The organism is Caloramator proteoclasticus DSM 10124 (genome assembly GCF_900129265.1).
Lineage (GTDB): Bacteria > Bacillota > Clostridia > Clostridiales > Caloramatoraceae > Thermobrachium > Thermobrachium proteoclasticum.
On record NZ_FQVG01000001.1, the window covers coordinates 69,549 to 94,805 of the forward strand.

Below are 25,257 nucleotides of genomic sequence, written 5' to 3' on the forward strand. Positions count from 1 at the left end.
TTTATGGTGTATTTTATAGGAGCAGGCCCAGGAGATGTGGATTTAATTACGGTTAAGGGAAGAAGACTTTTAAAGGAGGCGGATGTTGTTATATATGCAGGTTCTTTAGTCTCAACAGAACATCTAAACTTTTGTAAGGAGGGGGTTGAGGTTTACGACAGTTCATCTATGAATTTAGATGAAATAACACAGATTATAGGTAATGCATACAGACAAGGGAAAAGAGTAGTTAGGCTTCATACAGGAGACCCTACATTATATGGTGCAATACTTGAGCAGATGAGGGAGCTTGATAAATTAAATATACCTTATGAAGTAGTTCCGGGAGTCTCTTCCTTTACTGCAAGCTGTGCAAGGGTTAAGAGGGAATTTACAGTTCCAGAGGTTACGCAAACGGTTATTTTAACACGTATATCAGGAAGAACTCCTGTTCCAGAAGAGGAGGACTTAGAAGTTTTAGCAGCCCATAAATCTTCAATGGCAATATTTTTGTCTGTACACGAAATAGATAGAGTTGTTGAAAAATTAAAAAGAGGCTATCAGGATGAAAATGTACCCTGTGCTGTTGTTTATAAAGCAACGTGGCAGGATGAAGAGGTTATTGTAGGAACATTAAAGGATATTGCAGATAAGGTTAAGGATAAAAATATACGAAGGACTGCTCAAATTTTAGTAGGATATTTCTTAAATGATAATGGTACATATAGTAGGTTATATGATAAAAATTTTAGTCACGAATTTAGGGATGCTCTATGATTAGTATTATATATTTTACAAGCTATGGGGAGGAAATTGCTTATAAATTAAATCAGCATTTTAAAGATGCCTGTATATTTAACAAAAACACCTATAAAGGAAATTTAGAAAATATATTCAATAATTCAAGGGCTATCATATTTATATCCTCAGCAGGAATAGCAGTAAGAATAGTATCTAAATTTTTAAAATCCAAGTATCAAGACCCAGCAGTGCTTGTTATTGATGATGCTGCAAATTTTGTAATAAGCCTTATCTCAGGACATATTGGTGGTGCCAATGAACTTTGTAGGGAGATTTCACATTTTTTGAGTGCAACACCTGTTATTACAACCTCAACAGATATACATAACATATATGCAGTTGATTTGTTTGCTAAGAAAAACAATATGATAATTGAAAATATAGATAATCTAAAGCTTATTTCCACTGCAATGATTGAAAAAAAGGAAATTGATTTAATTAAGGATATAGATGTTGATTATGATTATAGATATAAGAGTAAAAATTCCAATATAGCTCTTTACATAACTTATAAGCGGGTTGAAGAAGATAGACCGCATTTGATTTTAAGACCTAAAGTTTTAAACGTTGGAATAGGATTAAGAAGAGGTGTGGATTTCAATACCCTATATAACAGCCTATTGACTGCCTTCTTTTTAAATAATTTAAGTATAAATTCAATAAAGGCAGTTGCAAGCTATGAACTTAAAAGGGATGAGGAGGCACTTTGGAGGCTTAAGGAAAGGCTAAATGTACCTCTTATTTTCTTTAAAAAGGAGGAAATAGATATGGTTGATTGCGATAGAGATGAATTTGTGTTTAAAAGCGTAGGGGTTATGGCTGTTTCAGAACCCTGTGCAAAACTTCTTGGGGGTAGACTTATAGTTAAAAAATTTAAGAAGGATGGAGTTACAATTTCTATTTGTTTGGAGGAATAATATGGGAAAGATTTATGTAGTATCAATTTCATCCGGGAATATTTTAGATATGTCAAATAGAGCAGTAAAGGCAATAAGGGACTCAGATGTAGTTGTTGGTTATACAGGCTATGTAAGCCTTATTGAAGAGTTATTAAAGGATAAGGAAGTTTATTCAAATTCAATGAAGGGTGAGATAGAGAGGTGTAGGTATGCAATAAAAAGGGCAAGGGAAGGTAAAAAAGTATCAATTATAAGTTCAGGAGATGCTGGACTTTATGGAATGGCAGGCCCAATCTTCGAGATGGCAGAGGATTTGGAGGTTGAATATATACCAGGAATTACAGCAGCCTTTTTGGCAGCTTCACAGCTTGGAGCACCTGTAATGCACGATATGTGTACTATAAGTTTAAGCGACCTTTTAACTCCCTTTGAAGTAATAGAAAGAAGGATTAAATCAGCAGCAGAAGCAGACTTTGTAATTACACTATATAATCCTAAAAGCCTTGGAAGAATAAATCACCTGCAATATGCCATAAATATCATAAGACTCTATAGAAGGGATGATACTCCTGTTGGAATTGTAAAAAATGCATTAAGAAAAAATCAAAAGGTTATCATAACAACAATTAAAGAAATAGATTATGATTTGGTTGATATGTCAACTGTACTTATAATTGGAAACAGTCAGACCTATATAAAGGATGGTTATATGATAACACCAAGGGGGTACAAATATTGATATGGGTAATTGGAGGAACCTATGAAACAAGAATTTTATTAGATAAATTAAAGCAAGATTATATATTGACTGTAGCAACATTAGATGGAAAAAGGGAATATGAAGAATATAATCCTATTGTTTTAAAGTTAGATTTTAATGATATGCTTAAATTTATTGATAAATATAACATTCATACTGTTGTTGATATATCCCATCCCTATGCAGTAAATGTAAGCAAAAATGCGAGGGAGGCCTGTAAACTCAAAAATGTCCTATATTTAAGATATGAAAGAGAAAGGGTGGATTTAACCGATTGTATAGTTTTTAAGGATTACAGTGAATGTAATGATTATATAAAGACAAAAAAAGGAAATTTCCTATTTACGATTGGCTCAAGAAATATTCATATATTTGAAGGGGAAAGAGGAGACAGAAGGTATATATATAGGATTTTACCCTCAGTTGAGAGTATAAATGAATGCTTAAATAATAATATTGATATAGATAGAATAATTGCACTTAAGGGACCATTTTCGGTTGAGTTTAATATGGCTATTTTAAAGGAATACAAAATAGACTATATAGTTATGAAAAATAGTGGTGTTTTTGGTGGAACAGTTGAAAAAATTAAAGCTGCTAAAAACTTAGGTGTAGTTCCACTTGTAATTGATAGGGAAGAAAATAAGGGACTTAATATAGATGAAATATTAAATATATTAAATTCGGGGGCGATTCTATGATTTATATGATAGGAGTTTCTAAGGATGTTCCCCTTAATATAAGGCAGAAACTATCCTTTACAAAGAGCAGATTAATGGATGCTCTTTTAAGTATAAAGTTATATGTTGAAGGATGCGTTATTCTTTCAACCTGTAATAGAACAGAAATTTATGTTGAGGGCGACAATAAGGTAGATGAAATAATAGATATATTAGGATTTAGAGATTTTAAGGATACTTTTTTTTATAAAGAGGAAAGGGAGTGTATAGAGCATCTTTTAAATGTTGCCTGTGGGTTCTATTCAAATATATTAGGAGAAGAGCAGATTTTAGGTCAAGTAAGAGATGCTCTTATAGTATCTGAGGAATTGAAGGTGATAAGTGGAACTTTGAAAAGACTTTTTGATGTTGCGATATCCTGTGGAAAGGAGTTTAGATTTAAAAGTAGCCTGTATAAATACCCAGTATCATCCTCTTCAATTGTGATAGATTATTGTAGAAAAAATGGAGTTAAGAGATATATGCTTATAGGATATGGTGATGTAAATAGGTTAACTGCAAAATATATATTGTCAAATGAATTTGATATTCTTTATATTGCAGTTAGGGATGTAGAGAAGGTTAATATAGAAGACAAAAGGGTTGTAGCCATTAATTTTAAGGATAAGGCACAATACATAAGAGATGTTGAAGGGATAATTTGTGCAACCTCAGCACCACATACTGTTTTAAGAAGGGATGAATTAAAGGATTTTAGAGGATATATTTTTGATTTAGCAGTACCAAGGGATGTTGAGGATGTAAAGGATTTAGTAGATGTTGTCTATTTTGATATAGATACAGTTACATCAATTAATGATAGAAATGTTGAGATGAGAAGAAGGATTATGGAAGAAAATAGGTATATAATTCAAAAATACAGGGATGAGTTTATCAACTATATAAAGATTAGAGGTTTATCGGATGTCATAAGAAAACTTCAAAAAAGTTCAGATAATGTTTATAAAAAGAGGCTTAAGAGGTATATAAATAAATACCCTGATAGTGATTTTAAAACATTAGAGATTTTATTTAAAAGTACCTCCGATGCCTATGTTAACAGGGCAATAGAAGTGTTAAAACAAGAATTGATAGAGGGAAGAGGAGAGGAATGTTTAAGGATAGTAGAGAAGATATTTATGATATAAATGTTGGTTTTTTAGGTATTTTCCCAAGAAATATAAGGGTGCTTATAATAGGAGGAGGAAGTGTTGGTTTTTTAAAGGCTAAGGGGCTAATAAAACAGGGTATTAATAACATTGATGTAATATCAAGGGAATTTATAGATGATTTTTATAAAATTAAAGTTAATTTAATTTGTGAAGAGGTAAGCATAGATATATTAAATAAATATCATTTTATAGTTGTTGCAGTAGAGGAATATAAGGATATAAAGGCTATGCTTGATAATCTAAATAAGCTTTATGTTATATGTGCAGATAGCAGGGAAGGAAATTGCTTTGTACCTGTTGTTATTAAAAGTAGGGGTTTTTCTTTAGGTATAACATCTAATGGAAGTCCTAAGGGTACCTGCTTTTTAAGGGATAAGATATTAGACTCTGTTTTAAGATATGACGAGTTTTTATACGAAACAAGAAGAATAAGAGAAGAAGTAAAAATGCTTGATGAAAAGGATAAAATAATAAATTTTATGTATACTGATGATTTTTACTTTTTTTATCTAAAGGGTAAGCATAATTTAGTTTTAGAACTTTTTTTTGGAGGTTTTTATGATAAGGGTAGCAACAAGAAAAAGCACGCTTGCACAGGTTCAGGCAGATAAAATCATTGAATTGATTAAAGAAAAATTGAATGTAGAGGCTAAAAAGGTTTTATATACAACAAAGGGAGATAGGATACTTGATAAAACATTAGATAAAGTTGGTGGAAAGGGACTATTTGTAAAGGATATAGAAGTTGCACTTTTAAAGGGTGAGGCAGATTGTGCAGTGCATAGTATGAAGGATGTTCCCTTTGATTTAAATGATGAATTTGAAATAGTTGCAACTCCTGTAAGGGAGGATGCAAGGGATGCCTTTGTTTCAATAAGTGGACAAAGTTTCTTTGAACTTAGGAAGGGTGCAAGAGTTGGTACAAGTAGCAGAAGGAGAGCTATGCAGCTATTGAGTTTAAGAAGTGATTTAGAAATTGTACCTATAAGAGGAAATGTTGAAACAAGAATTAGAAAAATTGAAGAGGAGGAGCTTGATGGGATAGTTCTTGCGGCTGCTGGACTTAAGAGGCTAAATCTTGAGGCGATAATAACCGACTATTTTGATGTTGAAAATTTTATCCCAGCCTCAAATCAAGGGATATTAGGGGTTGAAGTTTTAAAAAAGAGTTTATATAAAGAACATTTAAAGAAAATAGATGATGAAGAAGTACATTTTTGCTGTATGGTAGAAAAGTATGTAATGAAACTTTTAAATGGAGGATGTCATAGTGCCTCCTGTGCCTATGCAAAGTTAGATAGAGATAGAATTTATATTATTGCTGCAAATGAGGTTTCGGGAGTTTTAAAGAAAGGAAGCATAGAGGGAAATAAAGAGGACTACATTAATTTGTGTAAAAAATTAGTTGAGAGGATTGTTTAGGAGGATAAGTATGGGAAAGGTTTACTTGATAGGTGCAGGTCCAGGAGATGAGGAACTTTTAACTTTAAAGGCATTAAGAATTATAAAAGAGGCTGATGTTATTTTATACGATAAATTGGTTAATATTAATATTTTAAACTATGCAAAGGATGAGGCAAAGCTTATATTTTGTGGTAAGGAGGCTGGAAAGCACTATAAATCTCAAGAGGAGATAAATGAATTAATTATAAAGTATGCAAAGGAGGGATATGTGGTTGCAAGGTTAAAGGGAGGAGACCCTTATGTATTTGGTAGAGGTGGAGAGGAAGCTATAAGATTATTTGAAGAAAAGATAGATTTTGAGGTAGTACCAGGAGTAACTTCTGCTATATCTGCCTTAAACTATTCAGGTATACCTGCTACCTTTAGAGGTATATCACAGGCAATACATATATTTACAGCTAAGAGTGAAGGTAAGTTAAATATAGATTATGAAGTAGTTGCTAAATTAGAAGGAACATTGGTATTTTTAATGGGACTTGGGGAGATAGAAAATATTACAAATAAGTTAATTGAATTTGGAATGAATAAGGGTACCCCTTGTGCAGTAATAGAAAATGCTACAATTAGTCGACAGAGGGTATGTGTTGGTGAACTTTGTAATATATCAAATAGAGTTAAGGAACAGATGATAGGAACACCAGCAATATTTGTGGTTGGGGATGTTGTAAATTTTAGAGAAAAACTTAATTGGTATGAGAATAAGCCATTGTTTGGTAAAAGGATATGTATAACTCGTCCAAAGAAACAAGCAGTAAATCTTAAAAATAAAATATTAAGCTTCGGTGGAGAAGTTTTGGAATTGCCTTCCATAAGGATACAGAGATTAGATGGAAGTATAGATGGGTATATAGATAGAATATCAAGCTATGATTATATTATATTTACAAGTGTGAATGGAGTCGAAATATTTTTTGATGAGTTAATTAATATGGAATTTGACATACGTAAAATTAAGGCTAAGGTTTATGCAATAGGAGAAAAAACAAAGGATGAGTTAAAAAAGAGAGGTATTATTGCAAAGTGTGGAGTTCAATTTACTCAAGAGGGTATATTTGAAGAGATTAAGAAGGAAGTAAAGAGTAGGGATAAAATTTTAATACCACGGGCTAAAGGGGCAAGGAATTTTTTAGTTGAAGCATTAAAAAATATTGGTGCAGAAGTTGATGAAATATATTTATATGAATCAGTTTTAGAGAAAAAGAGGAAAGATATAGAGTGCGATATCTATATTTTTACAAGTACATCAACTGTAAGAAATTTTATTTCTTTATATGGGAAAGAAGTATTGAAGGGAAAAAGAATAATAGCCATAGGGCCTATAACAGCAGATGAGCTAAGAAAAGAAGGATTAAATGCTGAGATACCCAAGGAATATACAATAGATGGAATCTTAAATATACTTGTTGGAGGTTGTTAATATGTTTAATAGGACAAGAAGAACAAGGATAAATGATAACATAAGAGCATTAATTAGAGAAACTGTCTTAAATATTGATGATTTAATATATCCCCTATTTGTTGTTGAAGGAAATGGGATTGTCGAGGAGATATCTTCACTTGAGGGAAACTATAGATATTCTGTGGACAAGTTAGATGAAATAATAAAGGAAATAGAGAGGTTAGGCATAAGGGGAGTGTTGATATTTGGTGTGCCAAGCTTTAAGGATGAATGTGGAACTTCAGCCTATGCTGATGATGGAATAGTTCAAAGGGCAGTTAGAAGGATAAAAGAAATTTCAAATTTATTTATTATAACAGATGTATGTATGTGTCAATATACAAGCCACGGACATTGTGGAATTATAAAGGATGGCTATGTGGATAATGATGAAACACTTAAATTTATAGCAAAAATAGCATTATCTCACGCAAGGGCAGGGGCGGATATGGTAGCACCATCTGATATGATGGATGGAAGGGTAAAGGCTATCAGAAATATACTGGATGAAAATGGATATAAAAATGTTGGCATAATGTCCTACTCTGCAAAGTATGCATCAAGTTTCTATGGACCCTTTAGAGAAGCTGCAGATTCAAAACCCCAGTTTGGAGATAGAAAAAGCTATCAAATGGACTTTTCAAATATAAGAGAGGCAATGAGGGAGATAGAATATGATATAGAAGAGGGTGCAGATATTGTTATGGTAAAACCAGCCCTTTCCTATCTTGATGTTATAAGATGGACAAGGGATAGGTTTAATCATCCGATTGCTGCCTATAATGTAAGTGGAGAATATGCAATGGTAAAAGCTGCGGCAAAAATGGGATATATTGATGAAGAAAAGATAGTTTTTGAAATATTAACATCTATAAAAAGAGCAGGGGCAGATATTATAATAACCTATCACGCCCTTGACGTGGCAAGAAAACTAAATAATAGATAGGGGGAGTGTTATGAATAATTTAAATATATTTAATGAATCTAAAAGGTATATGCCAGGTGGAGTTAATAGTCCAGTCAGGGCATTCACGGGGCTTAACATAAATCCACCTGTTATAAAAAGTGGGAAGGGTGCCTATATATACGATGAGGAAGGAAAAAAATATATAGATTTTGTTTTAGCTTGGGGACCTATGATTTTAGGGCATAGTGATGAGGAGGTTGTTGAGGAGGCTATAAAAACATTAAGGGAGGCACAAGCCTTTGGTGCACCTACATATTTAGAGCTTGAGCTTGCTAAACTAATTTGTGATATTTATAAAATTGATATGATAAGAATGGTAAACTCAGGTACAGAGGCTACTATGAGTGCTGTAAAATTGGCACGTGGATATACAAACAGGGATAAGGTTGTAAAATTCTCTGGTTGTTATCACGGACATTTTGATGCTTTTTTAGTTGCAGCAGGTTCAGGAGTAATGACTGAAAATATACCAGGAAGTGCAGGAGTTCCAAAGGATAGTATAAAAAATACTATAATTGCAAATTACAATGATATAGAAAATGTAAAGGAAGTCTTTGAAAAGTGGGGAGAGGAGATTGCCTGTGTAATAGTAGAGCCTGTTGCAGGTAATATGGGGGTAGTACCAGCGACAATGGAATTTTTAAATTTCTTAAGAGAGATAACAAATAAATATGGTTCACTTCTTATATTTGATGAGGTAATGACAGGATTTAGGGTGGCACTTGGTGGTGCCAAGGAACTTTATGGTATACAGCCTGATTTAGTTACCTTTGCAAAGATTATTGGTGGAGGATTACCCTGTGGTGCCTATGGTGGAAGGAGAGAAATTATGGAAATGCTTTCACCGATAGGGTCTGTTTATCAGGCTGGAACGATGTCGGGTAATCCTGTTGTAGTTTCTATGGGGCTTGCTACTTTAAAAAAATTAAAAAGCAATGGAGGCTATTATGAACAGCTTGAACAGCTCTCAAGTTATATGCATAGGCAAATAGAAGTTATATTGAATAATAAGAGTATCCCATTTGTTATAAATAGATGTGGGTCAATGATGACGGTGTTTTTTACTGAAGAAAACTCTGTGAAAAACTACGAAGATGCAAAAAAGTGCAATATAGATTTATATAGAAGATATGCAGAACATATGATTACAAACGGAATATATTTATCTCCATCTCAGTTTGAAGCTATGTTCTTATCAGTTAAACATACAAAGGAGGATATTGAGATTTTTTTAGATGTATTAAAAAGATTCCACTAAGGGTTCCCCTTAGTGGAATCTTTTATCCTAATATAACCTTTAAGTCTTCATCAGGAGTAGATATTGGCTTAATATTAAACTTATCAATTAAAACTTGAAGAACATCAGGTGAGATAAATGCTGGTAAACTTGGACCTAAGTAGATGTTCTTTATTCCAAGGGAAAGTAATGTTAAAAGTATGCAAACAGCCTTTTGTTCATACCAGGATAGAATTAATGAAAGCGGCAAATCATTTACTGTACATTTTAGGGCGTCGGCAAGACCAAGGGCGATTTTAATGGCAGAATAAGAGTCATTACACTGACCAAGATCTAAAAGCCTTGGGAATTCACCAATAGTTCCAAAATCCATTTTATTAAATCTATACTTACCACAGGCAAGGGTTAATATAATTGTATCCTTTGGGGTTTTTTGTGCAAATTCTGTATAGTAGTTTCTTCCTGGTCTTGCACCATCACATCCACCTATTAAGAAGAAATGTCTTATTTGTCCTTGCTTTACTGCATCAAGTATCTTATCTGCAAGTGATAAAACAATATTGTGTCCAAATCCAACGAGTATTGTCTTTTCAGGTTCATCTTCTGTAAATCCACCAAGTTCAAGGGCTTTGTTTATGATAGGAGTAAAGTCTTTTTTTCCATTCTTTTCTTCAATATGTTGAACCTGTGGCCATCCTACAATACTTGTTGTAAATATCCTATCTTTATAGGAATCACGAGGTTTTTGTAGACAGTTAGTAGTCATTAATATACAGCCTGGTAAGTTATCAAATTCTTTTTGTTGATCCTGCCAAGCACCACCAAAGTTACCAATAAGGTGTTTAAACTTTTTAAGTTCTGGATAACCGTGGGCAGGAAGCATTTCACCGTGGGTATAAATATTTATTCCCTTTCCATCAGTTTGAACCAATAGTTCATATAAATCCTTAAGGTCGTGTCCAGATACAACAATAAATGGTCCCTTTTTCTTTGTAATCAGAACAGGGGTTGGTACAGGGTTTCCATAGGTTTGTGTATTTGCTTTATCCAATAGTTCCATACATTTTAAATTAATTTTTCCAAACTCCATAGTTAAATTGAACAAATCATCTACGCTTAATGAGTTGTCAAGGGTTGCAGCAAAACCCTTATAGAAGAAGTTATTAACTTCTTCATCAATATATCCTAAAACGTGGGCGTGGTGGGCATAGGCAGCCATACCCTTAAGTCCATATATTAATGTTTCTCTTAAAGAACGAATGTTAGCATCAAGTGTTTGATCATACATTATACCGGCCTTTTTAGCATCCTGTAGCATTTGTTCTTTAGAATTTGGCAGTTTATAGTTTACACATTCTGGAACATTGGATGGGAGATTTTTAAGCTGAGATTTTAAGTTTTCCTTTACCTTTTCGGCTTCCTTTAAAAAGCATATAAATCTTTCAGGATCAAAGTTTACATTGGTAAGAGTAGAAAAACAGGCATCAGCAACAAACTTTGAAATTTCCTTATCAATTGATTTTCCTTGTTTTAAAAGTTCATTTCCAATAAATCCAATGCCTTTAAGCTCATATACAAGTAAATCTTGAAGTGCTGCAACTTCTGCATCCTTACCACAGTTACCAGCCTTTGTACATCCTTTTCCACCTATTGTTTGTTCACACTGATAACAAAACATCAATTCTTCCATTTATTTAACCTCCTTTTCATATTTACATATTTAGTTTGCTCAAAAAAAAAAAAAATATATTTTCAAAAGGGGATCCATTTTGTTTTGTTTTATGGACATTTATAGTGATGTTTGATATAAATATATATAAGGATTTTATTTTGAAATTTATAAAAATTAAGTTAGAAATTTGGAGGTATAAGATGCAGGTTGGTGGACAAGCAGTTATTGAAGGTGTAATGATGAGGGCACAGGATAAAATGGCAGTTGCAGTAAGAAAGCCTGATGGTGAGATAGAGGTTAGTGTTGAAAATATAGAGCCTTTATATAAAAAATATGAAATACTATCTCTTCCCTTTATTCGTGGGGCTGCTGCTATGATAGAATCTTTAATAGTTGGTATTAAAACTTTACAGTATTCAGCCTCATTTTATGAGGATGAAGATGAGAAAAGTCGGTTTGAAAAGTATCTTGATGAAAAATTTGAAGGTAAATCGGAAAATATAATAATGAGTTTAACTCTTTTTACATCCTTTGCCTTTGCAATATTTTTATTTGTACTTTTGCCTACCTTTGCAGCAAACTTTTTTAAGTCAAAAATACAAAGTAACATATATATTAACCTATTTGAGGGATTTTTGAGGCTAATTATTTTCCTTGTATATATATATTTAATAAGCAAAATGGAGGATATAAGAAGGGTTTTTGAATATCACGGTGCGGAACATAAAAGCGTATTCTGCTATGAGGCAGGATTACCTCTTACTGTTGAGAATGTATCTAAGTTTTCAACACTTCACCCAAGGTGTGGAACAAACTTTCTTTTAATAGTTATGCTGATTAGTATATTTATATTTAGTTTTTTTGGTTGGCCTAATATAATGGTAAGAATTATATCAAGAATATTATTAATACCTGTTGTTGCAGGTATATCCTATGAGATAATAAAGTGGCTTGGAAAATCAAACACAGGGCTTTCAAGAGCTCTTGCATATCCAGGGCTTATGCTTCAAAGACTTACAACAAGAGAGCCGGATGAAAAACAAATAGAGGTGGCAATTGCTGCATTAAAGGCTGCCATAGGGGAGGAATAATATGACTATTTTAGAGGCAATAAGATATGGAATACAAAATATAAATTCAGATACACCTCAGCTTGATGCTGAGGTTCTTTTGAGTAGTGTACTAAAAAAGGATAGACTTTATTTAATAATTCATAAAGATGATATATTAGATAATGAGGTTTTAGAAAGGTATAAAGAGTATGTTGAGAGGAGAAAAAAAGGAGAGCCAGTTGCTTACATAATAAACAAAAAGGAATTCTATGGATATGAATTCTATGTCGAAAAGGGAGTTTTAATACCGCGTCCAGATACAGAGATACTTGTTGAGGAGGTTATAAAAAGAAGTGGAGAATATGAAAACCCTGTAATAGTAGATGTAGGATGTGGAAGTGGTGCAATCTCTGTAACATTAGCAAAGGAGATTAAAGGTAGTAGAGTTTTTGCACTTGATTTAATGGATATACCTATTAAGGTTACAAAGATAAACGCCAAAAGACTTGGAGTAGAGGATAGGGTACAAGTAATAAGGAGTGATATTTTTGAAAATCTTAATAAGGAATTAGAAGGAAGGGTTGATATAATAGTTTCAAATCCTCCTTATATAAGGGACGAAGTAATTCCAACTCTTATGACAGATGTTAAAGACTATGAACCCTATGAGGCTTTATCTGGTGGAGAGGATGGGCTAATATTTTATAGAAGGATTGCTAAGGAGGCATTAAAATATTTAAAAAGAGATGGACTAATTGCCTTTGAGATAGGCTTTGACCAAAGGGAGGAGCTTTTTAATATTCTTTCAAAGGACTATAAAGATATTGAATGTATAAAGGATTTGGCAGGTTTAGATAGAGTAATACTTGCAAGGAGGGGGTAGAATGTTACTTCAGCTTTTTATATCCTTTGCAAAAATAGGGGCCTTTACATTAGGAGGAGGTTATGCAATGGTTCCTCTTATACAAGAGGAGGTTGTTGAAAAAAAGAAATGGATAGAAAAGGAAGAGTTCCTTGATATACTTGCAGTTTCCCAATCTACTCCCGGTGCCCTTGCGGTTAATATGTCTGTTTATATAGGATATAGATTAAGGGGATTTTTAGGGGCAGTATTTGCAGCACTTGGATGTATTCTTCCTTCCTTTTTATCTATTATATTTATTGCAGCCTTTCTTACAAACTTTTTAGACTATAAATATGTAAAAAAGTTTTTTCAAGGAGCAGGGCCTGCAGTTGCAGCACTTATTTTTTATTCAGCATTTAAAATAGGAAAGACAAAAAAGTATAAATGGTATTATTACATAATAACTGTTCTTACTATTATACTTATGTTTTTAAAGGTTGACCCGATTATTATAATTTTATCATCTGCCATTTTAGGCATATTGATAAGGGGTGAGAAGGATGGCATTTAGGCTCTTTTTAATTTTTTTTAAAATTGGAGCCTTTTCAATAGGTGGAGGTTATGCAATGCTTCCCTTTATTGAGAGGGAGTTTATAGGAAGAGGATTTTTAACTATGAAGGAGTTTTCAGATATACTTGCTATATCTCAAATGACTCCAGGTCCTATTGCAATAAATTCTGCAACCTTTATAGGGTATAAAATGGCTGGTGTATTTGGAAGTGTAATGGCAACACTTGGAGTGGTTTCTCCCTCCTTTATAATGATTTTAATTATTGCAGCCTTTCTAAAGAGGTTTTATGAAAGGGAAGGTGTAAAGAGGGCCTTTAATGGAATAAGGCCTGCAGTCCTTGGACTTTTAATATATGCTTCCTTTTCAATATTTAAAAGCAATGTTATAGGTATTAAGGATGGTTTTATATATATTTTATCTTTGCTTTTACTTATGTATTTTAAATTAGATACAATATTAGTATTAATTATCTGTGGTTTGCTTGGTATAATTCTTTTTTAATAATATTTTTGTTGCAACAATGTAAATTCATTGCTAAAATAAGATAGGTATATTGTAAATTAAACTAAAGTATGGAGTGATAACTATGTTGCATAAATTGGATTTTATTGAAGAAAAATATGAAGAGCTTTCAAAGAAGATAGCAGATCCAGAGATTATTGCAGATAATACTCTTTTTCAAAAATTATGTAAAGAACACAGTTCAATGGAACCAATTGTATTAAAGTATAGGGAATATAAGGACATTCAAAGGAGACTTAAGGAAGATAAGGAGATGCTCCAGGAGGGCGGACTTGACGATGAAATGGAACAACTTGTTAAGGAAGAGATAAAGGAACTTGAGGAGAAGGTTGTAGAAACTGAAAAGGAACTTAAGATTTTACTTCTTCCAAAGGACCCAAATGATGATAAAAACGTTATCGTAGAAATAAGGGCAGGTGCAGGTGGTGAAGAGGCTGCATTATTTGCAGGAGACCTATTTAGAATGTACACAAGATATGCTGAAAGACATAACTTTAAAGTAGAGGTTATGTCAGCTAATGAAACAGGAATAGGTGGATATAAGGAAGTTATATTTATGATAAAGGGACAGGGTGCCTACAGCAGATTAAAATATGAAAGTGGAGTTCACCGTGTTCAAAGAGTTCCTCAAACAGAGTCAGGAGGAAGAATACACACATCAACTGCAACAGTTGCAGTTTTACCAGAAGTTGAGGATGTTGAGGTTGAAATCAATCCAAACGACTTAAGGGTTGACGTTTATCGTTCATCAGGTCACGGTGGACAAAACGTTAATACAACAGACTCAGCAGTTAGAATAACTCACCTTCCAACAGGTATTGTTGTAACGTGCCAAGATGAAAAGTCCCAGATTAAAAATAGAGAAAAGGCAATGAAGGTTTTAAGAGCAAGGCTTTATGAAATAGAACTTCAAAAGCAGCAGAGCCAAATTGCTGAAGAGAGAAAGAGCCAAGTAGGTTCTGGAGACAGAAGTGAAAAGATAAGGACATACAACTTCCCACAAAGCAGAATTACAGACCATAGAATTGGGCTTACAATATATAAATTTGATGCATTCTTAGATGGAGAAATTGATGAAATGATAGATGCACTTATCACAAACGACCAAGCAGAAAAATTAAAGGCAGCAGGAGAATAGGCATGCTACTTAGCATGCCCAAATTTTTAGCTGGGGGTGAAATTATGAAACGCTATATTGCCAACAGACCACTGTATTTAATTTTCCCTTTGTTTGTTTTATCTATAATTTTTTCATATCTTTTGGTGCTCTATAAAAAAAGCTATACCTATGTGAACTATATAAATATAGGATTTGATATATTTATATTGCTCTTTTATTTAAGAAGCTTTTGCATTGAAGTTAGTATAGATAGTAAAGGAATAAACTTTAAAGGACTGTTTTTAAGAAAAAGGGTATATATAGAAGACTATATAGGAATTGCACAATCCAACTTCTTAACTCAAGTTAAAACAAAATTAGGAAACTTTTATATACTTACCACCAAAAATGGACGTAATATTTTAAATGATATGTTTAAAAATCTAAATAAAGGGGAATGACTTGCATTAAAGGGGTGGTACAGTGAAGATAAAAAAGAAACTTGCAAAGGAAAGGGCAAAGTTTAAAAGAAGTATATTTTTTTCAATAACTATAATGATAGTAATGCTCTATCTTGTAAAGGTTCTTGATGATCAAGGCTATTTTATAGGTTTAGAGAGAACACTTATATATGCAAATTTATATATAATAGAGTTTTTGTTTATAGTCTATATGTTTAGGATGTATGTGGATTCAACCTTTGATATAATATTTAAACAAGACAGAGTTAAGGTGCAAAAGCTCTTTAGTAGGGTGGTTAACATTCCCTTAGATAATATATTGTTTGTTGATGTTGTAGAAAAATATGATGATTTTCAAATAATAATTTTAATTGATAAAATGAAACGTTCAAAATCATTAATTCTATTTGATAAGCAGTATGCATTAAATCATAATGACTATTTAAAGTGCTACAAAGAGGCATCACATTTTTATGATAGAGAAAAATTTTATTGCTATATAATTAAAAATGGAGGAGCTAAAAAATATTTTTATTTATATAAGCTATATAAGACCTGCTATAGAGCCCACTTTACCGATAGGGCTATAAAATACATAAAATTAGTTATAGACGAATATAACCTCTCATAAACTTAAAAGGAGAAAATCAAAAAGGAGAGGTTTTATGGAATCAAGATTGTATATAACCCTATTTGCTACATTTTGCTGTATGGTGGGAACATCCCTTGGAGGTGCATTAACAGTACTCTTTAGAAAAACAAATAATATGGTTTTATCTGCTGTTATGGGTATAGCTGGAGGGCTTATGCTCTCTGTTGTTACCTTTGATTTAATACCAGAGGCAATACTTATGGCAGATTTAGAAGTTGTTTTAATTGGAATAATATTTGGAGTTATATTTATTTCACTTCTTGATATATTTTTGCCCTATAGTAATTTCGTAAAAAAATATGGTAAAGGTATTAAAGTTGCACTGCTTCTTGCCCTTGGACTTGCTGCCCATAATTTTCCAGAAGGGCTCGCGATAGGTTCAGGTTTTAGAGGAAGCAGCATATTAGGGTATAAGATTGCCTTTGTAATAGCACTTCACGATATACCAGAGGGTGCAGCAGTTGCAGCTCCGCTTTTAAGTTCGAGATTATCTAAATTAAAAATAATTTTATTTACCGCAATAACAGCACTGCCCACTGCAATAGGTGCCTATATTGGTGCCTATATTGGTGAGATACAAAAAAGCTTTATTGCAGCATCCTTAGGATTTGCATCGGGAACAATGCTCTATATTGTTTGTGGAGAGCTAATACCTGAAAGTAAAGAAAATTATAGAGGACTGTTTTCAACTCTTTCAATTATAATTGGATTTATAATAGGTTTTATATTGATTAATATAATCTAATGGAGGCGAAGAGGTTGGATACAAAGGTTTATTATGTGGATGAACATAGTGATGAAAAGATAAAAGAGGCGGCAGAAGTTATAAAAAGGGGAGGTCTTGTTGTTTTCCCGACAGAGACAGTATATGGGCTTGGGGCAAATGCACTTGATGAGGAGGCCTGCAGGAGGATATTTGAGGCAAAGGGAAGACCACAGGACAATCCGCTTATAGTTCATGTTGCAGATTTTGATATATCAGATTATGTAGAATATATACCAGAAAATGCAAAAAAAATAATGGAAAATTTTTGGCCAGGACCAATAACAATAGTTGTAAAAAAGAGCAGCAGGATACCTATGCTTGTTACAGCAAACTTAGATAGTGTTGCTATTAGAATGCCCTCCAATAAGGTTGCAAGAAAGCTGATAGAGTATGCTGGGGTTCCGATTGCAGCACCAAGTGCAAATATATCAGGAAGACCAAGCCCAACAACAATAGAACATACAATTGATGACCTTATGGGAAAGGTTGATATGATAATTGGTGGAGATAAATGTGAATTTGGCCTTGAGTCAACGGTAGTTGAGGTTTTAGATGAAAAGGTTACAATACTAAGACCTGGTGCTATAACAAGGGATATGCTGGAGGAAATTGGGCTTAATGTAGATATTGATCCTGCAATTTTAACAAAGCCATATGAAAATCTAAAACCAAAGTCCCCAGGTATGAAGTATAGACATTATGCTCCAAAGGCTGAAATGACAATAATAACAGGAAGGATAGAAAGGGCTGTTGATTATATAAATATGAAAATAGATGAAATGAAATCAAAGGGTAAGCTTGTTGGAGTTCTTGCGACAGATGAGACAAAGGATTTGTATAGGGGTGGCTATATTATTTCTGTAGGAAGTAGAAAAAAATTAGGACTTATTGCTGCAAATCTATTTGACACATTGAGGGAATTTGATAAAATAGATGTAGATTATATATATGCAGAAGGTTTTGAAGAGGATGGATTGGGACTTGCTATAATGAATAGAATGAAAAAGGCTGCATCATATAATGTTATAAATCTATAGGAGGTAAGTATGAAGCTACTATTTGTGTGCACAGGGAATACTTGTAGAAGCTGTATGGCAGAAGGAATAGCTAAAAAGAGAGCACAGGAATTGAATTTAGATATGGACATTTCATCTGCTGGAATCTATGCAACAAATGGTGCATCCTGCTCTTTAAATGCCCTACTGGCTATGGAGGAGATGGGAATAGATATAAGAAACCATCTCTCAAGGCAGCTTACATACGAACTTTTAGAAAATTCAGACCTTATTTTAACTATGACAAGAGCACACAAAGATACAATACTTTCATACTATCCATCCTTTTCTAATAAAGTTTTCACTCTTTTAGAATATATTGGAGAAAGTGGAGATATTGTAGATCCATTTGGTGGAGATATTGACACTTATAGGGCTTGTGCCAATGAAATTAAACAAGCCATAGATATTCTATTCAGTAAATTAAAGGAAAGTTAAGGCTTTTTAGCCTTTTACTTTCCTTTTTTGTTAAATAAAAAGGTAAATTTATAAATTATATAAGGGAGGAATACCTATGAAGATAGCATTAGGATGTGACCACGGAGGATATAATTTGAAACAGGCTATTTTAGAACATTTAGAGAAGAAGGGAATTGAATATAAGGATTTTGGATGCTATTCAATAGAATCCTGCGACTATCCTGATTTTGCAGAAAAGGTTGCAGAATCAATAGTGAAGGGTGAATATGACTGCGGAATATTAGTTTGTGGAACAGGAATTGGAATATCAATAGCAGCAAACAAGGTTCCAGGAATTAGGGCAGCCCACTGTACAGATACATTTAGTGCCAAGGCAGCAAGACAGCACAATAATGCCAATATATTGGCACTTGGTGAAAGAATAACAGGAATTGGTCTTGCACTTGATATAGTTGATGCTTATCTTGAGGCTGAATTTGAAGGTGGCAGACACCAAAGAAGAATAGATAAGATAGCAGAAATTGAAAAGAAATATTCAAAATAAATAATATGAGGAGGATATTATGGATAAGAGAGTTATTGTTATTGATCACCCGCTAATTCAACACAAATTATCAATAATGAGGGATGTAAATACGGGTTCTAAGGATTTTAGAGAACTTTTAGAAGAAATTTCAATGCTTATGGGTTATGAAGTTACAAGAAATTTTCAACTTGAAGAGGTTGAAATTGAAACACCTATATGTAAAACAAAGGCAAAGATGCTAACTGGTAAGAAGGTTGCAATAGTTCCTATTTTAAGAGCAGGACTTGGAATGGTAGATGGAATGCTAAGATTAGTTCCAGCTGCAAAGGTTGGGCATATTGGACTTTATCGTGACCCAGAAACTCTAAAGCCAGTAGAATATTACTGCAAGCTTCCAAGTGATATTGAGGAGAGAGAAATAATAGTTACAGATCCAATGCTTGCAACAGGTGGTTCTGCTGCAGATGCTATAAAGCTTTTAAAGGATAAGGGAGCAAAGAATATTAAGCTAATGTGTTTAATTGCAGCACCAGAGGGAATAAAGGCGGTTCTTGATGCTCATCCAGATATTGAAATATACGTTGCACACGTAGATGAATATCTAAACGACCACGGATACATTGTTCCAGGACTTGGAGATGCAGGCGATAGAATATTTGGTACTAAGTAGGTGTAGCTATGAGACCAAGCTGGGATGAATATTTTATGGAGATTGCCCATACAATAAAGAAGCGTTCAACCTGCCTAAGAAGACAGGTAGGAGCTGTTATAGTTAAGGACAATAGAATTCTTACAACAGGATATAACGGTGTTCCGCCAAAGATGAAGCACTGCCTTGATATTGGATGTCTAAGGCAAGAACTTAACATTCCATCAGGGCAAAGGCACGAACTATGCAGAGCACTACACGCAGAGCAGAATGCTATAATACAGGCTGCAAAGTATGGAATATCAATAGAGGGAGCAACTATTTATGTTACTGCACAGCCTTGCATTATATGTGCAAAGCAGATAATTGCATCAGGAATAAAAAAGATTGTATTCTCGGGAGACTATCCAGATGAACTGTCACTTGAGATGATAAAGGAATCTGGAGTTGAAATTGTAAGGTTTACTATATAGTGAAAAAGCCCACAATGTATTATTTGTGGGCTTATATTGTCGACAAACTCATTTGTTAGTTAAAGTATGAAAAAGCCCCATGAAAGGATTTCGATAGGCTCTTTCATGAGCTTTAGCAATTCTTGCTTTTCGAATTTAAAAAAGTCCGTAATTCGGCACAGGACGTGCCGAGCCGAGCGGCCATCAGGACGATGGCATCGCGAGGGTAGGACTTTTTTAAACAAAGAAAAGCTTAGAATTGCTTGGCGAAATGAACGAATGCCCAAGAAATCCTTCATGGGGCTAATTAAGATATAACTTTTTCAACATTCTGATCTACAATGCATTATTTGTGGGCTATTTTGATTTATAAATATAGGGATTGGAAAAAATAAAATATATAAATTTAATAAAAAGATGCCCTAATCTATAAAGTTCATTTATTTTTAATTATTTTTTTTATAATTTTATGGTAAAATGTTTATGGTATTTTGAAAAATGAGGTGTAGTAAAATGAAGTATCTTTATATGTTTTTGTTTCCGGCTTTGACATCCTTTTTATTAACACCATTGGTAAAAAAGCTTGCATACAAATTAGGTGCAATAGATGTACCAAAAGACGAAAGACGTCTACATAAAAAGCCTATTCCAAGACTTGGGGGACTTGCTATTTTTACATCCTTTTTAATTTATTCTTTATATTACATAGGTTTTAAATCTAATTTTGATGGTATATTAGTAGGTGCATTAATTATAGTAGCTATGGGTATAGTAGATGACATAAGGGAATTAAAACCAAAGACAAAGCTTTTATTTCAAATAATTGCAGCCATTGTTTTAATTTTGTTTGGAATTAAAATTAATTATATAACGATACCTTTTTTACCTGGAACAGGCTCCTTTTATGTAGGATGGATAGGTATTCCAATAACTATTCTATGGGTTGTTGGTATGACTAATGCGGTTAATTTGATTGATGGATTAGATGGCCTTGCCTGTGGTGTTTGTACAATATCTGCATTATCGTTGTTTGGAGTATCAATTATAAGCGGGAGAATGACAGTAGGCATATTGTCAATAATATTATCAGGTGCGTGTATAGGATTTTTATACTACAACTTCAATCCGGCAAGTATATTTATGGGAGATACAGGATCGCAGTTTTTAGGTTTTACCCTTGCAGCAATATCAATACAAGGGGCAATAAAGTCAGCAACAGCAGTTGCTGTAGCAGTACCAATATTGGCACTTGGACTTCCTATTTATGATACTTTATTTGCTATGATAAGAAGAAAAATAAACAACAGGCCTATTATGGAGGCGGATAAGGGACATCTTCACCATAGACTTTTAGCATTAGGGTATAGTCAGAAACAGGTTGCTATAATTTTATATATAGTTAGTGGAATTTTTGGGATAACATCTATTATAGCAATGTCAGTTTCAACAAAAAAATCCTATTTGATATTGATGATTGTATGTACTTTAGTATTAGCCTTTGCAACTGAATTAGGACTTTTAAAAAGAACAAAGAGGTGATTAAATGTTAAAGGTAATGACTATTTTTGGAACAAGACCTGAGGCAATAAAAATGGCACCACTTGTAAAGGAGCTTGAAAAAAGAGAAAATATTAAGTCAATTGTTTGTGTAACAGCACAGCACAGACAAATGCTTGATCAAGTATTAGATTTGTTTGAAATAAAACCAGACTATGATTTGAATATAATGAAGGATAGACAAACATTAACATCAATAACAACGGGTGTTCTTGAAGGACTTGATGAGCTTTTTAAGGAAGTAAAACCAGATATAGTTTTAGTTCACGGTGATACAACAACTACCTTTGCAGGAAGCCTTGCAGCCTTCTATAACAAGATAAAAATAGGACACGTTGAAGCAGGACTTAGAACCTTTGATAAATATTTTCCATTTCCAGAGGAGATAAATAGGAAACTTACAGGTGCACTTTCAGATATTCATTTTGCACCAACACCTACTTCAAAGCAAAATCTATTAAATGAAGGCGTAAAGGAAGAGTCTATATTCATTACGGGTAATACAGTAATAGATGCATTAGAGGAGACAGTTAGTGATGAATATGTATTTGAAAATGAAGTTTTAAATAATATAGATTTTACAAATAAAAAGGTGATAATGGTTACAGCTCATAGGCGTGAAAATTGGGGTGAACCTCTACAAAATATATGTAGAGCCTTTAAGAGAATAGTTGAAAATAATGATGATGTCGAGATTGTTTATCTTGTGCATCTAAATCCAGTTGTTAGAGAAACTGTATATAGTATATTAGATGGTGTAAAGGGAGTACATCTTCTTCCTCCACTTGATACTAAGGAAACTCATAACTTGATGAGTAGATGTTATATGGTAATGACAGATTCAGGAGGATTGCAGGAAGAAGCACCACACCTTGGAAAGCCTGTGCTTGTTTTAAGGGATGTTACAGAACGTCCTGAGGCAGTTGAGGCTGGAACTGTAAAGGTAATAGGAACTGATGAGGAGAATGTATATAAAGAGGCAGAAACATTAATAAAAGACCAAAGGGCATATAAGGCTATGGCCAATGCAGTAAATCCCTATGGAGATGGAAAGGCTTCAAGGAGAATAGTGGATGCTATATTGTACTATTTTGGTTTAATTAATGAAAGACCCGATGAATTTAGAGCTAATAAATAATAAAATCAATAGTTATTCTTAGATTGATAAAGAAATACAAAACGTAAATTAGACTAATCAGTCTAATTTACGTTTTTTTAACACAAAAAAGTGTTGAATTTTATCGAATAAGTGTTAAAATATTCAATGTTAGGGCTAACTGACAGCCAACTTGGAGGTCGGGTAGTCTTAGATAGTAAGGCAGACAGTTACCTTATCAGGGTGGATGTAGGCCGGTACCAAAATTTTTGGTACCGGCCTTTTTGATTAAAATTTCTGACAAGTTATAAAATTTAAATATCTATATCTTTGATTGACACTATAACTTGATAGGAGTATTATATATTAATGAATTAGAATATCGTTAAAATACAATATAATTTGTATGTATTAAAAATATAAAACTTTAGAAACTAAGATAAAAGACATTTTTGGTGGTGTTTTATGGTTGATTATTTTATATTTAGCTTTATTTTAAAAAGGCTTAAATTTTCCCTTAACATATTTTTGTTATTAATGTTGTCAATATTAGTTTTTAATGCAAATTACGCTTTATCATATTTTTTAGGATATATTATTGGGATATTTAATTTTATTCTATTGTCACTAGGTACAAATTACATAATAACCAGAAAAGTTAATCACTCTAAGATTATTCAGTTTATATTTTTTACGATGAGAATAATTTTAATAGCGTTAATTTTAGCAAGTGCAGTTAAGGATGGTTATAACGTTTTTATACTCTTTTTAGGGTTTTTAACAATAAATATATCTATAAAAATAGGTGCATTATTAGACTGTAGAAGGGAGGGACAATATGGGAAAGAGTGAAGCGATTTTTACATTAAGACTTTTAGGATTAAATATACCCATATATTTTTCAGTTATAGCACAGTGGATAGTTATAGCCTTTATAATGCTGATAGTTCCATTTTTAGTAAGAGACTTAAAGACAGTTCCAAGGGGCAAACAAATTTTTGTAGAAACAGTTGTGGAAAAAATAAATTCCCTTGTAAAGGGGAGTATGGGAGATGAATACAAAGGTTTTGCACCCTTTTTTGGAACACTGATGATTTATCTTTTGTTTTTAAATTTATTTGGCTTAACAGGTTTTAGGCCTCCTACTGCAGATTATAGTGTAGCACTTGGTTTAGCACTTATATCCTTTGTGCTAATACAAGTAAATGCTATAGTTCACAGTGGAATATTAGGGTACTTTAAGGGATATGCAAAACCATTTTGGTTTATGCTTCCTTTAAATATAATAGAGAGATTGGTTGTACCTGTTTCTTTGAGCCTAAGATTATTTGGAAATATAACTGCTGCGGTAATTATGATGGAACTTCTATATGAAGGATTGGAATTTTTAAGCCACTCACTTCACCTTAAGTTACCTGTGTTTGCAGCCTTTTTACCAATACCATTTCATATATACTTTGATTTATTTGATGGAACAATACAGATGTTTATATTTGTTATGCTAACAATGATTTTTATAAAAACTACATCAGAACATTAAAGGAGGAGATTTTAATGACTACAATGGATCCAAAAGCATTTATATTAGGACTTTCAGCAATAGGAGCAGGTATTGCTGCACTTGCAGGACTTGGTGCAGGAATAGGTACAGGAATTGCTACAGGCAAGGCAGTAGAAGCAGTTTCAAGACAACCAGAGGCTAAAAATGATATAGTTAGTACACTAATCATAGGTTCAGCCTTCTCAGAAGCAACAGCAATTTATGGATTGCTTGTTGCAATACTACTTATAATTGTTAAGTTAGTATAAATTTAAAAGGACTATTTCTTAAATTTAAATTAGCCCCACGAAAGTAATTTATATTCAATACTTCGTGGGGCTAACCAAAACTTATGTATAGAAACAAAAGGGTGAACCCTAATTTATAGCCTTTGGAGGTGAAAGTATGGAGATAAAGTTAGCGACAGTTTTAATAACAATATTTAATGTTGTTATTTTATATATATATCTAAAGAAAAAGCTTTTTATACCAGTCACAACCTTTATGGAAAACAGAACAAATACAATTGAAAATAACATTAAAACATCGGTAAATAAAAAGAAGGAAGCAGAAGAGCTTAAAAAACAATATGAAGAAAAGCTTAAGGAGTTAAATGAAGAGGGAAGAAAAATAGTTGAGGAATATAAAATTAAAGCCCAAAGCATTCACGATGAGATTGTTGAGGCAGCAAAAAAAGAGGCAGATTTTATTAGGCAGAGGGCAAGAGAAGATGCAGAGCTTGAAATGGAAAGGGCACAGGATGAAATTAAAAAGCAGATTGTATCTTTATCGCTTTTAGCTGCTGCAAAGGCAATTGAAAGGGAACTTGATGAAGAAAAACATCATGCACTAATTAGGGAATTTATAAATAGGGTAGGTGCATAAT

30 protein-coding genes are annotated in these 25,257 nt (G+C 33.0%); 29 read left to right on the top strand and 1 reads right to left on the bottom strand.

The window, feature by feature from the left end; translation table 11 throughout:
• Positions 1-3: 3 nt before the first annotated feature.
• From cobM to hemL, 10 genes are read left to right on the top strand one after another with little or no spacing between them, the layout of a single operon-like run.
• Positions 4-756, top strand: coding sequence for a precorrin-4 C(11)-methyltransferase (cobM, locus tag BUB63_RS00330; RefSeq protein WP_027307926.1), 753 nt, complete (start codon positions 4-6; stop codon positions 754-756).
• Complete coding sequence (locus BUB63_RS00335; protein ID WP_073247581.1) at positions 753-1,697, top strand: cobalt-precorrin 5A hydrolase; 945 nt, start codon at positions 753-755, stop codon at positions 1,695-1,697. Before cobM ends, BUB63_RS00335 begins: the two co-directional genes overlap by 4 nt.
• Position 1,698: 1 nt before the next feature.
• A complete protein-coding gene (gene cobJ / locus BUB63_RS00340; RefSeq protein ID WP_027307925.1) occupies positions 1,699-2,418 on the top strand; it encodes a precorrin-3B C(17)-methyltransferase in 720 nt (239 codons plus the stop codon).
• Complete coding sequence (gene cobK / locus BUB63_RS00345; protein ID WP_073247582.1) at positions 2,415-3,140, top strand: precorrin-6A reductase; 726 nt, start codon at positions 2,415-2,417, stop codon at positions 3,138-3,140. The genes cobJ and cobK overlap by 4 nt, the downstream gene beginning before the upstream one ends.
• Positions 3,137-4,306 (top strand): glutamyl-tRNA reductase, encoded by a 1,170-nt coding sequence (gene hemA / locus BUB63_RS00350; protein ID WP_027307923.1) that lies wholly within the window; start codon positions 3,137-3,139, stop codon positions 4,304-4,306. Before cobK ends, hemA begins: the two co-directional genes overlap by 4 nt.
• Positions 4,270-4,941: an NAD(P)-dependent oxidoreductase gene (locus BUB63_RS00355; protein ID WP_073247583.1), complete on the top strand. Its 672-nt coding sequence runs from the start codon at positions 4,270-4,272 to the stop codon at positions 4,939-4,941. Before hemA ends, BUB63_RS00355 begins: the two co-directional genes overlap by 37 nt.
• Positions 4,889-5,752 (top strand): hydroxymethylbilane synthase, encoded by an 864-nt coding sequence (hemC, locus tag BUB63_RS00360; RefSeq protein ID WP_027307921.1) that lies wholly within the window; start codon positions 4,889-4,891, stop codon positions 5,750-5,752. Before BUB63_RS00355 ends, hemC begins: the two co-directional genes overlap by 53 nt.
• 10 nt (positions 5,753-5,762) lie before the next feature.
• Complete coding sequence (gene cobA, locus BUB63_RS00365; protein ID WP_073247584.1) at positions 5,763-7,211, top strand: uroporphyrinogen-III C-methyltransferase; 1,449 nt, start codon at positions 5,763-5,765, stop codon at positions 7,209-7,211.
• Position 7,212: 1 nt separating this feature from the next.
• Complete coding sequence (gene hemB, locus BUB63_RS00370; protein ID WP_073247585.1) at positions 7,213-8,178, top strand: porphobilinogen synthase; 966 nt, start codon at positions 7,213-7,215, stop codon at positions 8,176-8,178.
• A 10-nt stretch (positions 8,179-8,188) separates the two neighbouring features.
• Positions 8,189-9,457 carry a glutamate-1-semialdehyde 2,1-aminomutase gene (gene hemL, locus BUB63_RS00375; protein WP_073247586.1) on the top strand — a complete coding sequence of 423 codons (1,269 nt, stop codon included), beginning with the start codon at positions 8,189-8,191 and terminating at the stop codon, positions 9,455-9,457.
• A gap of 22 nt (positions 9,458-9,479) precedes the next feature.
• Here hemL and hcp read toward each other — a convergent pair whose 3' ends face one another.
• Positions 9,480-11,126, bottom strand: a complete 1,647-nt coding sequence (gene hcp, locus BUB63_RS00380; protein WP_073247587.1) for a hydroxylamine reductase — start codon at positions 11,124-11,126, stop codon at positions 9,480-9,482.
• 182 nt (positions 11,127-11,308) lie between these two features.
• Here hcp and BUB63_RS00385 point away from each other — a divergent pair, with 182 nt between their 5' ends.
• The 19 genes from BUB63_RS00385 to BUB63_RS00475 all read left to right on the top strand — a co-directional run bounded on the left by BUB63_RS00385 (position 11,309) and on the right by BUB63_RS00475 (position 25,256).
• Positions 11,309-12,199 carry a DUF1385 domain-containing protein gene (locus BUB63_RS00385; RefSeq protein ID WP_073247607.1) on the top strand — a complete coding sequence of 297 codons (891 nt, stop codon included), beginning with the start codon at positions 11,309-11,311 and terminating at the stop codon, positions 12,197-12,199.
• 1 nt (position 12,200) lies between these two features.
• Positions 12,201-13,043, top strand: a complete 843-nt coding sequence (gene prmC, locus BUB63_RS00390; protein WP_073247588.1) for a peptide chain release factor N(5)-glutamine methyltransferase — start codon at positions 12,201-12,203, stop codon at positions 13,041-13,043.
• Position 13,044: 1 nt separating this feature from the next.
• Positions 13,045-13,575, top strand: coding sequence for a chromate transporter (locus tag BUB63_RS00395; RefSeq protein ID WP_035165730.1), 531 nt, complete (start codon positions 13,045-13,047; stop codon positions 13,573-13,575).
• Entirely contained in the window at positions 13,565-14,077 is a 513-nt protein-coding gene (locus BUB63_RS00400) for a chromate transporter (protein ID WP_027307913.1), read from the top strand. The genes BUB63_RS00395 and BUB63_RS00400 overlap by 11 nt, the downstream gene beginning before the upstream one ends.
• Positions 14,078-14,162: 85 nt before the next feature.
• Positions 14,163-15,236 (top strand): peptide chain release factor 1, encoded by a 1,074-nt coding sequence (gene prfA / locus BUB63_RS00405; RefSeq protein ID WP_073247589.1) that lies wholly within the window; start codon positions 14,163-14,165, stop codon positions 15,234-15,236.
• Between the two features lie 44 nt (positions 15,237-15,280).
• A complete protein-coding gene (locus BUB63_RS00410; protein ID WP_143290219.1) occupies positions 15,281-15,658 on the top strand; it encodes a hypothetical protein in 378 nt (125 codons plus the stop codon).
• A gap of 22 nt (positions 15,659-15,680) precedes the next feature.
• The gene (locus BUB63_RS00415) at positions 15,681-16,289 is read left to right on the top strand and encodes a hypothetical protein (protein WP_027307910.1); all 609 of its coding nucleotides are present in this window, start codon (positions 15,681-15,683) and stop codon (positions 16,287-16,289) included.
• 34 nt (positions 16,290-16,323) lie between these two features.
• Positions 16,324-17,055 (top strand): ZIP family metal transporter, encoded by a 732-nt coding sequence (locus BUB63_RS00420; protein ID WP_035165728.1) that lies wholly within the window; start codon positions 16,324-16,326, stop codon positions 17,053-17,055.
• 14 nt (positions 17,056-17,069) lie between these two features.
• Positions 17,070-18,113 (top strand): L-threonylcarbamoyladenylate synthase, encoded by a 1,044-nt coding sequence (locus BUB63_RS00425; RefSeq protein WP_073247590.1) that lies wholly within the window; start codon positions 17,070-17,072, stop codon positions 18,111-18,113.
• A 9-nt stretch (positions 18,114-18,122) separates the two neighbouring features.
• Positions 18,123-18,569 carry a low molecular weight protein arginine phosphatase gene (locus BUB63_RS00430; RefSeq protein WP_073247591.1) on the top strand — a complete coding sequence of 149 codons (447 nt, stop codon included), beginning with the start codon at positions 18,123-18,125 and terminating at the stop codon, positions 18,567-18,569.
• Between the two features lie 76 nt (positions 18,570-18,645).
• Positions 18,646-19,095 carry a ribose 5-phosphate isomerase B gene (rpiB, locus tag BUB63_RS00435; protein ID WP_027307906.1) on the top strand — a complete coding sequence of 150 codons (450 nt, stop codon included), beginning with the start codon at positions 18,646-18,648 and terminating at the stop codon, positions 19,093-19,095.
• 19 nt (positions 19,096-19,114) lie between these two features.
• Positions 19,115-19,747: a uracil phosphoribosyltransferase gene (upp, locus tag BUB63_RS00440; protein WP_073247592.1), complete on the top strand. Its 633-nt coding sequence runs from the start codon at positions 19,115-19,117 to the stop codon at positions 19,745-19,747.
• A gap of 8 nt (positions 19,748-19,755) precedes the next feature.
• Positions 19,756-20,199 carry a deoxycytidylate deaminase gene (locus BUB63_RS00445; RefSeq protein ID WP_027307904.1) on the top strand — a complete coding sequence of 148 codons (444 nt, stop codon included), beginning with the start codon at positions 19,756-19,758 and terminating at the stop codon, positions 20,197-20,199.
• A 492-nt stretch (positions 20,200-20,691) separates the two neighbouring features.
• Positions 20,692-21,717 carry an MraY family glycosyltransferase gene (locus BUB63_RS00450; RefSeq protein WP_073247593.1) on the top strand — a complete coding sequence of 342 codons (1,026 nt, stop codon included), beginning with the start codon at positions 20,692-20,694 and terminating at the stop codon, positions 21,715-21,717.
• Positions 21,718-21,721: 4 nt separating this feature from the next.
• Positions 21,722-22,873, top strand: coding sequence for a non-hydrolyzing UDP-N-acetylglucosamine 2-epimerase (gene wecB / locus BUB63_RS00455; RefSeq protein ID WP_073247594.1), 1,152 nt, complete (start codon positions 21,722-21,724; stop codon positions 22,871-22,873).
• 423 nt (positions 22,874-23,296) lie between these two features.
• Positions 23,297-23,683, top strand: a complete 387-nt coding sequence (locus BUB63_RS14080; protein WP_027307901.1) for an ATP synthase subunit I — start codon at positions 23,297-23,299, stop codon at positions 23,681-23,683.
• On the top strand, positions 23,670-24,371 hold the full coding sequence (locus BUB63_RS00465; RefSeq protein ID WP_073247595.1) for a F0F1 ATP synthase subunit A: 702 nt from the start codon (positions 23,670-23,672) through the stop codon (positions 24,369-24,371). The genes BUB63_RS14080 and BUB63_RS00465 overlap by 14 nt, the downstream gene beginning before the upstream one ends.
• 23 nt (positions 24,372-24,394) lie before the next feature.
• On the top strand, positions 24,395-24,640 hold the full coding sequence (atpE, locus tag BUB63_RS00470; RefSeq protein ID WP_027307899.1) for an ATP synthase F0 subunit C: 246 nt from the start codon (positions 24,395-24,397) through the stop codon (positions 24,638-24,640).
• 136 nt (positions 24,641-24,776) lie between these two features.
• Entirely contained in the window at positions 24,777-25,256 is a 480-nt protein-coding gene (locus BUB63_RS00475; RefSeq protein ID WP_027307898.1) for a F0F1 ATP synthase subunit B, read from the top strand.
• Position 25,257: the final 1 nt, after the last annotated feature.

What these genes read in the sequence shown, in the direction of transcription:
- hemA (WP_027307923.1), top strand. Translation starts at nt 3,137, where the DNA reads ATGATTTATATGATAGGAGTTTCTAAGGATGTTCCCCTTAATATAAGG.
- wecB (WP_073247594.1), top strand. Translation starts at nt 21,722, where the DNA reads ATGTTAAAGGTAATGACTATTTTTGGAACAAGACCTGAGGCAATAAAA.
- upp (WP_073247592.1), top strand. Translation starts at nt 19,115, where the DNA reads ATGGATAAGAGAGTTATTGTTATTGATCACCCGCTAATTCAACACAAA.
- hemL (WP_073247586.1), top strand. Translation starts at nt 8,189, where the DNA reads ATGAATAATTTAAATATATTTAATGAATCTAAAAGGTATATGCCAGGT.
- BUB63_RS00335 (WP_073247581.1), top strand. Translation starts at nt 753, where the DNA reads ATGATTAGTATTATATATTTTACAAGCTATGGGGAGGAAATTGCTTAT.
- BUB63_RS00430 (WP_073247591.1), top strand. Translation starts at nt 18,123, where the DNA reads ATGAAGCTACTATTTGTGTGCACAGGGAATACTTGTAGAAGCTGTATG.
- hemB (WP_073247585.1), top strand. Translation starts at nt 7,213, where the DNA reads ATGTTTAATAGGACAAGAAGAACAAGGATAAATGATAACATAAGAGCA.
- cobJ (WP_027307925.1), top strand. Translation starts at nt 1,699, where the DNA reads ATGGGAAAGATTTATGTAGTATCAATTTCATCCGGGAATATTTTAGAT.
- BUB63_RS00475 (WP_027307898.1), top strand. Translation starts at nt 24,777, where the DNA reads ATGGAGATAAAGTTAGCGACAGTTTTAATAACAATATTTAATGTTGTT.
- cobA (WP_073247584.1), top strand. Translation starts at nt 5,763, where the DNA reads ATGGGAAAGGTTTACTTGATAGGTGCAGGTCCAGGAGATGAGGAACTT.
- BUB63_RS00385 (WP_073247607.1), top strand. Translation starts at nt 11,309, where the DNA reads ATGCAGGTTGGTGGACAAGCAGTTATTGAAGGTGTAATGATGAGGGCA.
- BUB63_RS00450 (WP_073247593.1), top strand. Translation starts at nt 20,692, where the DNA reads ATGAAGTATCTTTATATGTTTTTGTTTCCGGCTTTGACATCCTTTTTA.
- hcp (WP_073247587.1), bottom strand. Translation starts at nt 11,126, where the DNA reads ATGGAAGAATTGATGTTTTGTTATCAGTGTGAACAAACAATAGGTGGA.
- BUB63_RS00445 (WP_027307904.1), top strand. Translation starts at nt 19,756, where the DNA reads ATGAGACCAAGCTGGGATGAATATTTTATGGAGATTGCCCATACAATA.
- rpiB (WP_027307906.1), top strand. Translation starts at nt 18,646, where the DNA reads ATGAAGATAGCATTAGGATGTGACCACGGAGGATATAATTTGAAACAG.
- BUB63_RS00420 (WP_035165728.1), top strand. Translation starts at nt 16,324, where the DNA reads ATGGAATCAAGATTGTATATAACCCTATTTGCTACATTTTGCTGTATG.
- atpE (WP_027307899.1), top strand. Translation starts at nt 24,395, where the DNA reads ATGGATCCAAAAGCATTTATATTAGGACTTTCAGCAATAGGAGCAGGT.
- prmC (WP_073247588.1), top strand. Translation starts at nt 12,201, where the DNA reads ATGACTATTTTAGAGGCAATAAGATATGGAATACAAAATATAAATTCA.
- cobM (WP_027307926.1), top strand. Translation starts at nt 4, where the DNA reads ATGGTGTATTTTATAGGAGCAGGCCCAGGAGATGTGGATTTAATTACG.
- BUB63_RS00465 (WP_073247595.1), top strand. Translation starts at nt 23,670, where the DNA reads ATGGGAAAGAGTGAAGCGATTTTTACATTAAGACTTTTAGGATTAAAT.
- BUB63_RS00355 (WP_073247583.1), top strand. Translation starts at nt 4,270, where the DNA reads ATGTTTAAGGATAGTAGAGAAGATATTTATGATATAAATGTTGGTTTT.
- BUB63_RS00395 (WP_035165730.1), top strand. Translation starts at nt 13,045, where the DNA reads ATGTTACTTCAGCTTTTTATATCCTTTGCAAAAATAGGGGCCTTTACA.
- BUB63_RS00400 (WP_027307913.1), top strand. Translation starts at nt 13,565, where the DNA reads ATGGCATTTAGGCTCTTTTTAATTTTTTTTAAAATTGGAGCCTTTTCA.
- hemC (WP_027307921.1), top strand. Translation starts at nt 4,889, where the DNA reads ATGATAAGGGTAGCAACAAGAAAAAGCACGCTTGCACAGGTTCAGGCA.
- BUB63_RS00410 (WP_143290219.1), top strand. Translation starts at nt 15,281, where the DNA reads ATGAAACGCTATATTGCCAACAGACCACTGTATTTAATTTTCCCTTTG.
- BUB63_RS14080 (WP_027307901.1), top strand. Translation starts at nt 23,297, where the DNA reads ATGGTTGATTATTTTATATTTAGCTTTATTTTAAAAAGGCTTAAATTT.
- prfA (WP_073247589.1), top strand. Translation starts at nt 14,163, where the DNA reads ATGTTGCATAAATTGGATTTTATTGAAGAAAAATATGAAGAGCTTTCA.